This is a genomic window from Carboxylicivirga sp. (assembly GCF_982718395.1).
In genome coordinates this window covers 64,852-73,761 of sequence record NZ_CEXQWX010000005.1, presented here as the reverse complement: position 1 = coordinate 73,761, position 8,910 = coordinate 64,852, and the positions used below count along the sequence as shown (strand labels likewise).

Below are 8,910 nucleotides of genomic sequence, written 5' to 3'. Positions count from 1 at the left end.
TAATAGATATTACAAATTTAAACTTAAGTGCCCAAAATCAACATGATGACTATCAGTATTTACTTGTTTATAAAGGATATAAACAAGCTTACGATTTATCACCAACATACTGAAACTATGAGTTATCGGCATGGAATGCTTCCAGCCTTTCCCTTAAGTCTTCAAAACGTTCCTTTCCTGTCTGAGAAACACAGGCCCGTAAACTCTCCTGTTTACTTCCTGTCTTACCCAGTGTAATAGCACTTATACCATAATATAATAACTTTTCAAGCAATTGACCTCCTGTAAAGTTTTTATATGACACTGTAAAATAAAAACCGTCAGCCAAAGGCTCATCTATATCTTTATCGTAAGTTAAGTTGAAGCCATTTGCCAGAAACAAATCCTTCATTACCTTACCTCTTTCTCTATAATCTTTAACTTCTTCAAGGAAATTAAATTCACCTTCATTGGCTGCTTTCAGCATGGCTGCTAATGCGTACTGAGCTGAATGACATGTTCCTGAAGATAAAGCATACAATACTCTTGTTACCAAAACCAGACCGTATTTAGCAACGCCAAAACGCTCCTGCAAATGCTCATACTTACGATGATATAATTTCTCCGACATGCATGTCAGACTAATACGCTGCCCTGCATAGCTAAATGCTTTAGAACTTGATATCAACAACACGTAGTTATCTGTATAATTACCAACTGACACCTGGTAAGGAGCTTCAAATGGCTTTGACAGATCGTTACGGAAGTCCATTGCAAAGTACGCCAGATCTTCCAATACAACCACATCATATTTGGTTGCCAACTCACCAATTATCTTCAACTCTGACTCAGTAAAACACACCCATGTTGGATTGTTTGGGTTCGAATAAACAACTGAGTGAATCTTACCAGTCTTAAAATAAGATTCTAATTTTTCGCGTAATGCTTCACCCCTGTAGTTATAAACATCAAACGATTCATATTTATAGCCAAGAACGTCCAGCTGCTGCTTTTGAACCGGAAAACCGGGATCGATAAACAACAAGGTATCTTTTTTCTTATCCAACTGACCACATACAAGGAAATTGGCATATGTTCCCTGCATAGATCCCACTGTCGGTACGCAACATTCTTCAGGAATATCAAGATTAAGAAATGCTTTTACAAACCTGCTGGCTTCATGCTTTAAAGGTTTAATTCCTTCGAGCATCGGGTATTTCGAAGCAACTCCATTTTTTAAGGCCTCGATCTCTGCATTAGTAGCCACCTCTGAAGGGTTAAGCCCCGGAACTCCCATCTCCATGCGGATAAACTTCTCTCCGCTCTTCTCTTCTATATCATTAACAATTGATACAATCTCGCGGATTGTAGCATTATTCAAATCACCAATCTGGTATTTTGCCAATACTTCATCAACAATATTGGTTTCGATCGGTGTTTTCGTGTGTGCTTGCATGGTTTTTTTGATTTTTACAGTTGAGCCTGTAAGCTCCTTATTGATTGGAAACAAAAAGGGTGGTACAAAGCACCACCCATTAAGTTAATATTTTAATAGCCAAACTCGTTAATGAGTCGGTTAATCCAGTTTTGAACACGCATATCTGTTTTATCTGATTCGTTGTCTTCATCAACAGGTAATCCTAAAAACTGTCCGTTTCGAATTCCTACTGATTCTTCGTAATCATATCCTTCAGTTGAACAAAAACCAACCACCTTAGCTTCAGTCTTTTCTAATCTTTCATACATCCAACCTAAGGCATCAACAAAATGCTGAGGATATTGAAGGTGATCACCCAGGCCATACATAGCCACTTTTTTACCAGCCCATGATATTTTATCAAACGTGGTTGTAAACACATCCCAATCCGTATCCTTATGTTCCGAGTCCCAGTTTGTTTTACCAATTGTAGACACACCGAAGATTAATTTATCAAACTGCTCAAGAGCCTTTTCATCTGATTTTTTTACAGGTATCAGCTCAACTTTGTCTGCTCCGATTTTTTCTTCGATAAGGCGTGCAACTTTCTCTACGCTACCTAATTCCGGACCATAAAAAATACCAATCTTAGACATAATAAATGCTTTTTTAAGAGGTTCTATATTAGTTCAAATATGCTTTTTTTAACCGACATATGCAATTAATCAGGCCTTTGAAGGCGCTTTATTTGCCGCTATTGCCAACAATACACCTAACACAATTCCAAGTACAGCAGCAAACAACACTCTGTATTCGGCTGGCATTAAAAACGTAATGGTATGAGCAGGAATCCAAAAGAAGGGTATTGTCTTTTTAAAAACAAAGTTCCATTGCATTCCCCAATCCATTTCTCTTAAAATCTTCCCAAAATGTATTGTTTTTATCAACGAATTCATCTGCCCGCCATTGGCAACTATATGTGTATCTGTAATCCGATGTAAAGTCATCATCACAGGCGCATAAATAAGATTCATTGCAGCACTGATACTAAAGGCAACTAACAATTTGGGAGCAGAAAATGGCTGACTCATCATTTTTAAAGCTCCATCCACCCCTATTTTCTCCATAAACATTGGAACTCCGGATGCAAAAATTACAAATGCCATTTTAATAGTTAACCCTAAAAGCCCCCAGATTATCGCTCGCGGCATAATCCCAAATCCATTGGCTGTATATTTACCTGTTTTTATTCTCAGACCAATTACTTCTCCCAAAGTTGCCAAAACTGCAAACTTCAGAAAACTCATAACCATTGGATGATTCAGGTTAAAGTTTTCATACCAGTTAAATACTGCTGTACTAATAAAAAATGGTAAAAAAACCGCAACTATTGACAGGCAAAAGATTATATCAGTTGATAATTTTCTATTCATTGCTTTGTTTTTCTTTTTTAAAATCGCACCCCGCTAAAACAATTTATAAACAACTCTGATTAAATAAATCAGTCAATACATCCTTAATCATTATCAATCAGACCACTTAATCCAAATTCAAATTATAAGGCATCACAAAAATAAAAGCTTTTTAATTTATTAAAACATCTGTGATAATGATTTAAATCAAGTTTAACGCAAAAATTCTTTAAACCGCATACCATTTACTCAAATACTATAGGTTGATGAGGATAATAATCGGCATTTAAAGAATTATTTCTTTATTAGTAATTTGACATTAAAAAAGCCGGCCTTCCTTTGAAGCACCGACTTTTTCATCATTATCAATACACAAACAGTTACTTCTCAATCCGTATGCGGGCATCCACGGCAATTACCTTTTCACCTTCACCCAATAACGGATTTATATCCATTTCTTTAATTTCGGGAGCAAACATCAACATCTTTGATAGACGAACAATGATTTCAGCATATTTGTTTTCGTCTATACCTTTTTGACCACGTACTCCTTCTATTATTTTATAACTCTGTAAACCCCGGATCATTTCCAATGCTTCATCCTGATTGATTGGCGCTAAACCAGATGAAACATCTTTAAGCACCTCAATAAAGATTCCTCCCATTCCGCATAATACCATATGTCCGAATCCGGGCTCGTAAGTTGCACCAACAAACAACTCTTTACCACTAATCATTGGTTGCAACATCACACCTGTAGCATCTTTGATTTGCATCATTCGTTCAAATTCAGTCTTAAGCATTTCATCTGAATCTACATTGAGTACAACTCCTCCAACATCTGACTTATGAACTGGTCCCACTACTTTCATTACCACCGGAAAACCAACTTCACTGATCGCCTCCTGCAAGTCTTCTGCTTTATCGCTAACAAATTCTTTAACACGAGGCACTCCTGCAACATCTAAAAGTTCCTGAACCACTTCAGGCGCAATATATCCATCAGGTTGTGCTTCAATTATTCGGCGAACAGCGTCAGAATCAATCCCCATCTCCTCATCGCTCCTTACAACAGGTTTTGGTGTATTAAAAACCTTTGTAAGTGCATTACCAAACATTACCTCATCAGGGAAGTTGACATTACCCATATTGATAAACATCTCAATATCATCCTTAACATTCACAACCGAAGGAAGAATTGGATATATTGGCTTTTTACAAGCTCTTATTTTTCCGTGAAGTACCTTATAAACCTCTTCATTGGTAAACAATCCCGGACTTCCGAATACAACAGCCATTGCATCGATATGGTCAAAATCATTTTCACAGGCATCAATAATATCACCTAGCTGCTCTGCCGTCCCTGTTGCCAAAAAGTCAATCGGATTGGCCACACTTGATCCCGGATATAGCTTTTCCAATAAATCATTTGCTTTCGATCCATTGATGGCAGGAACTTCCAATCCTCCATTCGCCAAAGCATCAGTCAACATAACTGCCGGGCCTCCGGCATGTGTAATAACTGCAATATTTTTCCCTTTCAGCTCTTCCACCATAAACACAGCTGCCACATTTGCCAATTCTTCACGACCGTAGCAACGAACAATTCCGGCTTTTTTGAATAAGGCATCTACAGCCAGATCACTGCTTGCCAAAGCACCCGTATGACTTGATGCAGCGCGACTACCAGCCTCTGAGTTACCAGCTTTAACTGCAGCAATCTTACATCCCTTATTGATTAATGAAGAAGCATGCTTCAGTAACTTTAATGGTTTATTGACACTTTCCAGGTACAGTAACTTGATCTTTGAACTCTTCCCTTCAACATACGTGTTATCTAAATACTCCAACACTTCTTCCACACCGGTTTGAGCACTGTTACCTACCGAATAAACACCATTGAATTTTAATCCTTTAGCTACTCCTGCTTCAATAATAAAAACAGCAGTGGCACCAGATCCTGAGATAAAGTCAGCTCCTGACGGCTCAAGTGCAGGAATTGGTGTTGTAAAAATGCTACTGTGATTAGTAGTCAGAACTCCAACACAATTTGGTCCGATCAAACATCCTCCTACTTCATTTATAGTATTGACAATTTGATGTTCCAATGCGGCACCTTCTTCATTCTCTTCGCTAAAACCTGCAGAGATAATAATAAAGGCCCTGGTCCCTTTTTGCCTTGCTAAAACCTCTACAGTTTCAGGACAATATTTCGCAGCAATTGCCAATACAGCTAAATCCACATTTTCAGGTAAGTCCATTATATCGCGATAGGATTTAATTCCCTGCACCTCATCACTTTTTCGGTTGGTGACATACAAATCACCCTTAAAATTACCATCAACAATATTCTTTAGAATCTTTCCTCCCGGCTTCATCACATCATCAGAAGCACCTACTACTACAATGCTTTTAGGATTCAGTAATTGTTCGTTTATCATCAGTTAAATGTTTTGTTCATTCTTTTAAAAGATTTGAGCTCCGTAACGAAAATCATATTTATTAATGATGAAAATCATAAGTTTCGTAAAAGCTTATATATAAAGACCTACATCAACATCAATACTCAAATCAAATAACTTTTGGTAACAATCTGTTACTTGGGCAAAATTACACCAATGATTCAACTTTCAAACCAATTACTGTTGTTTTTTTCTTATTTTTACGCAATCTAAAAAGGGAGGCAACGTGAACGACGCAATCATCAATATAATTAATAAACAAGACCTTAACAGAGATGACCTAAGCTTTTTATTAGGTCTGGAAGGTGACGATCGTGACTTTTTTTTGAAAAGTATTGGCAATAAATATGTTGAAACGCTTGGAAAAAAAGTGTTTTTCAGAGGACTTATAGAGTTTTCGAATTATTGCACAAAAGACTGTTTATACTGTGGTATTCGTAAAAGCAATTCCCATTCGGAGCGATATGATATTGATGACGATTCCATTATAGAAGCCGCTGTTTTTGCTCATCAAAACAAATATGGCTCACTGGTTTTACAATCCGGAGAAAGAAGTGACAAAGCTTTTACTGAGCGAATTACAACCCTTCTTCAAAAAATAAAGACAGCTACGAATGGCGAGTTAGGTATCACCATTTCTTTGGGCGAGCAGAGCGAAGATGTATATCGTGATTGGTTTGAAGCAGGTGCTCATCGTTACCTCTTACGAATTGAAAGTTCAAACAGAGATTTATACTATAAAATACATCCTGAAGACGAAAAGCATAATTTCGAAGCACGAATTAATTGCTTAAAGACGCTTCAGGAAATAGGATATCAGACCGGAACAGGTGTAATGATTGGCTTACCTTTTCAGAGTTATGATGATTTGGCTGATGACTTACTTTTCTTTAAGAAAATGAATGTTGATATGGTTGGCATGGGACCATTCATCGAACACACCGAAACACCTCTTTACGAACACAAGGATGCTTTGTGGCCACTTCAGCGCCGCTTTGATGTGTCATTAAATATGATCGCTGTACTTCGCCTGTTGATGCCCGATATCAATATTGCTGCCGCTACTGCGCTTCAGGCCATTGATCCAATGGGCAGGGAAAAAGCTTTGCGCTATGGTGCTAATGTTATCATGCCCAATATTACGCCTACGACTCACCGTAAAGATTACACCTTATATGAGAATAAGCCTTGTACAGATGAGGGAGCTGAAGATTGTTCTAATTGTCTTAGTATACGGGTTGAAATGGCCGGACGAGAAATTGGTTATGGTGAATGGGGAGATTCTAAGCATTATTTTAATCGTCAGAGTAAAGCTCAATAGTTGTTTAATCATTGGTAAATCCATTTATGAAAGTCTTAAGGTTAATTATTCTCGCAGGCTTGTTTTCTGTAACAATACATGCTCAAAAAGTTAAGACAGGCATTGAAGTTCTGCAAAGCAATGGATTTAAACAATTAGCAAATAAACGAGTAGGATTAATAACAAATCCAACCGGGGTTAATCGACAGCTTCAGTCAACCATAGATATTCTTTTTAATGCCTCAAATGTAAAACTCACTGCTTTATACGGGCCTGAACACGGAGTGAGAGGCGATCATTCGGCTGGTGACAAAGTTGATTTTTTCACCGATTCTAAAACAGGTCTACCGGTATATAGTCTTTATGGGAAAAACAAAAAGCCAGGCGCTGAAATCCTTAAAGATATAGACATATTAGTTTATGACATTCAGGATATTGGTTCGCGATCGTACACCTATATCAGTACTCTTGGTCTTGCCATGGAGGCTGCAGCCGAAAACAATATCAAGATGGTTATTCTTGACCGTCCTAATCCTTTGGGAGGTATCAAAATGGAAGGATTAGTTACTGAGCCAGCATTTACATCCTTTGTTAGTCAATTTCCAATACCTTATGTACATGGTTTAACCGTTGGTGAATTAGCTCTTTTTCTAAATGGCGAAAAACTTCTGAAAGATGATATCCAATGTGATTTGGAAGTTATTTCCATGGAAGGATGGCAACGTTCTATGAGTTTTGAAGATACCGGTCTGCCCTGGATACCTTCATCACCACATATACCACATGCATACTCGCCTTATTTTTATCCTGTGAGCGGCATACTTGGTGAATTGTACATTTACAATATAGGCGTAGGTTACACCCTACCATTTCAACTTTTTGCGACTGAATGGATTAATGCAGACAGCCTGACTGCTAACCTCAATCAACTGAATCTTGAAGGCATATTATTCAGACCTGTTCATTTCAAACCTTATTACAGTGTTTCGAAAGGTAGTATGGTTCATGGTGTACAAGTACACTTTATAGATTATCACAAAGCTCCTCTATCATTAGTTCAGTTCTATGTCTTACAGGAAGCCTACAAGCTTTGGCCTGAAAAGAATGTGTTCGAGCTATGCGACAAGCAACGCATCAGTATGTTTGATAAGGTATGTGGTTCGGACAAAATACGAATTGAATTTACAAAACGCTGGATGGTTGAGGATATAAAAGAGTTGTGGTTTAAAGATATTAAAGGCTTTAAAAGTAAAGCGAGTCAATATTTCTTATATGATTAATTCTCATTATCCCATCAACTTATTCGGGTGACGAGTACTGTAATGGAATTTCCTGATCACTCTATCAATCCTTGAAAACTACTCATTTGCCTTTACGATACTATTTAATAGTGAATATTGCGATGCGTATTCAACATCCTGTGATAACTCCCACGACATGATGCCATATAGCTGATTTCTCCTCAGATAGTCCACCTTTGTTTTCAGAAGATCGCGTCCGTTAAAAGCATATTTCTGGTATTTATTCACATTTGATGCCGGAGATGTTTGCTCCACAATATATCGATAGGTGACAGCTCTGGGTGAAGAATCATTCTCATCATATGGTCGTTTGCCATAAAACGGGACTCCAACAATCAATTTTTCTTTTGGAATATTATTATCTAAAAAAGGAGCTATGCCATCTTTCATGTGCATTAATGTCGAATGATTACCATTTTCGTCGAGCATTCCATAAAGCATTAGGTTAACGGCATCCACCCGTCCGATTATTCGTGTTGCGAGGTTATAATGCAATCGGTCTAATGCAACGGTAAAACCCAAACCTTTTTCTCTAAGCGCATATGACATCTCATTGACCAAATCAATAAAATCATCAAGATCAAACGGGTAAGGATAATTCTCCCAATCAAGATCAACTCCATCCAGATTATAAGTCTGACACAAATCAATCATCTCTGAAATATAAGCTTGCCGCTTTTCTGCTGTAGAAGCCATGATGTGTATGTTTTCTGACTCGTACCAGCCACCGATCACAATAAACAGTTCACAATCAGTTGTGGCTGTTAGTTCACCTAAGCTTAACAGATTCGAACGATCTCTTTCAAGTATTTCAAACTGACCATCGACATCTGGTGCCAATGAAAAGTAATAAACCCGATCGATATGATTCAAAGCTGTTTCATCAAAATTCCCCATTCCCCAGTGCGGCAAATAGCCCGCCACAAACAAGTGAGGGAGATCCTGGCTTTCCGGCAAAGGTTCCGGCGTATCTTTACTACAACCGATTATTATCAGCAGGATTACTAAACATGTATGAAACAACAAACGCTTCATGGTT

Annotated in this window: 7 protein-coding genes; 2 read left to right on the top strand and 5 right to left on the bottom strand. The window is 37.9% G+C overall.

From position 1 onward, the window contains the following. Positions 1 to 115: 115 nt before the first annotated feature. From AC4MRQ_RS02220 to AC4MRQ_RS02205, 4 genes are all read right to left on the bottom strand, one after another. Complete coding sequence (locus tag AC4MRQ_RS02220; protein WP_491196002.1) at positions 116 to 1,435, bottom strand: aminotransferase class I/II-fold pyridoxal phosphate-dependent enzyme; 1,320 nt, start codon at positions 1,433 to 1,435, stop codon at positions 116 to 118. Between the two features lie 92 nt (positions 1,436 to 1,527). After that, a complete protein-coding gene (locus AC4MRQ_RS02215; protein WP_491196001.1) occupies positions 1,528 to 2,052 on the bottom strand; it encodes a flavodoxin in 525 nt (174 codons plus the stop codon). 69 nt (positions 2,053 to 2,121) lie between these two features. Next, the gene (locus tag AC4MRQ_RS02210) at positions 2,122 to 2,829 is read right to left on the bottom strand and encodes an Mpv17/PMP22 family protein (protein ID WP_491196000.1); all 708 of its coding nucleotides are present in this window, start codon (positions 2,827 to 2,829) and stop codon (positions 2,122 to 2,124) included. A 359-nt stretch (positions 2,830 to 3,188) separates the two neighbouring features. Further along, complete coding sequence (locus AC4MRQ_RS02205) at positions 3,189 to 5,249, bottom strand: acetate--CoA ligase family protein (RefSeq protein ID WP_491195999.1); 2,061 nt, start codon at positions 5,247 to 5,249, stop codon at positions 3,189 to 3,191. Between the two features lie 247 nt (positions 5,250 to 5,496). Here AC4MRQ_RS02205 and hydE point away from each other — a divergent pair, with 247 nt between their 5' ends. Together hydE and AC4MRQ_RS02195 are read left to right on the top strand one after the other, a co-directional pair. Beyond that, on the top strand, positions 5,497 to 6,591 hold the full coding sequence (gene hydE / locus AC4MRQ_RS02200) for a [FeFe] hydrogenase H-cluster radical SAM maturase HydE (protein ID WP_491195998.1): 1,095 nt from the start codon (positions 5,497 to 5,499) through the stop codon (positions 6,589 to 6,591). A 26-nt stretch (positions 6,592 to 6,617) separates the two neighbouring features. Continuing rightward, a complete protein-coding gene (locus tag AC4MRQ_RS02195) occupies positions 6,618 to 7,850 on the top strand; it encodes an exo-beta-N-acetylmuramidase NamZ family protein (RefSeq protein ID WP_491195997.1) in 1,233 nt (410 codons plus the stop codon). A gap of 78 nt (positions 7,851 to 7,928) precedes the next feature. Here the strand turns inward: AC4MRQ_RS02195 and AC4MRQ_RS02190 are convergent, their stop codons facing one another. Further along, entirely contained in the window at positions 7,929 to 8,906 is a 978-nt protein-coding gene (locus AC4MRQ_RS02190) for a glycoside hydrolase family 18 protein (RefSeq protein WP_491195996.1), read from the bottom strand. Between the last annotated feature and the right edge of the window lie 4 nt (positions 8,907 to 8,910).

What these genes read in the sequence shown, in the direction of transcription:
- AC4MRQ_RS02205 (WP_491195999.1), bottom strand. Translation starts at nt 5,249, where the DNA reads ATGATAAACGAACAATTACTGAATCCTAAAAGCATTGTAGTAGTAGGT.
- AC4MRQ_RS02210 (WP_491196000.1), bottom strand. Translation starts at nt 2,829, where the DNA reads ATGAATAGAAAATTATCAACTGATATAATCTTTTGCCTGTCAATAGTT.
- AC4MRQ_RS02220 (WP_491196002.1), bottom strand. Translation starts at nt 1,435, where the DNA reads ATGCAAGCACACACGAAAACACCGATCGAAACCAATATTGTTGATGAA.
- AC4MRQ_RS02190 (WP_491195996.1), bottom strand. Translation starts at nt 8,906, where the DNA reads ATGAAGCGTTTGTTGTTTCATACATGTTTAGTAATCCTGCTGATAATA.
- AC4MRQ_RS02215 (WP_491196001.1), bottom strand. Translation starts at nt 2,052, where the DNA reads ATGTCTAAGATTGGTATTTTTTATGGTCCGGAATTAGGTAGCGTAGAG.
- AC4MRQ_RS02195 (WP_491195997.1), top strand. Translation starts at nt 6,618, where the DNA reads ATGAAAGTCTTAAGGTTAATTATTCTCGCAGGCTTGTTTTCTGTAACA.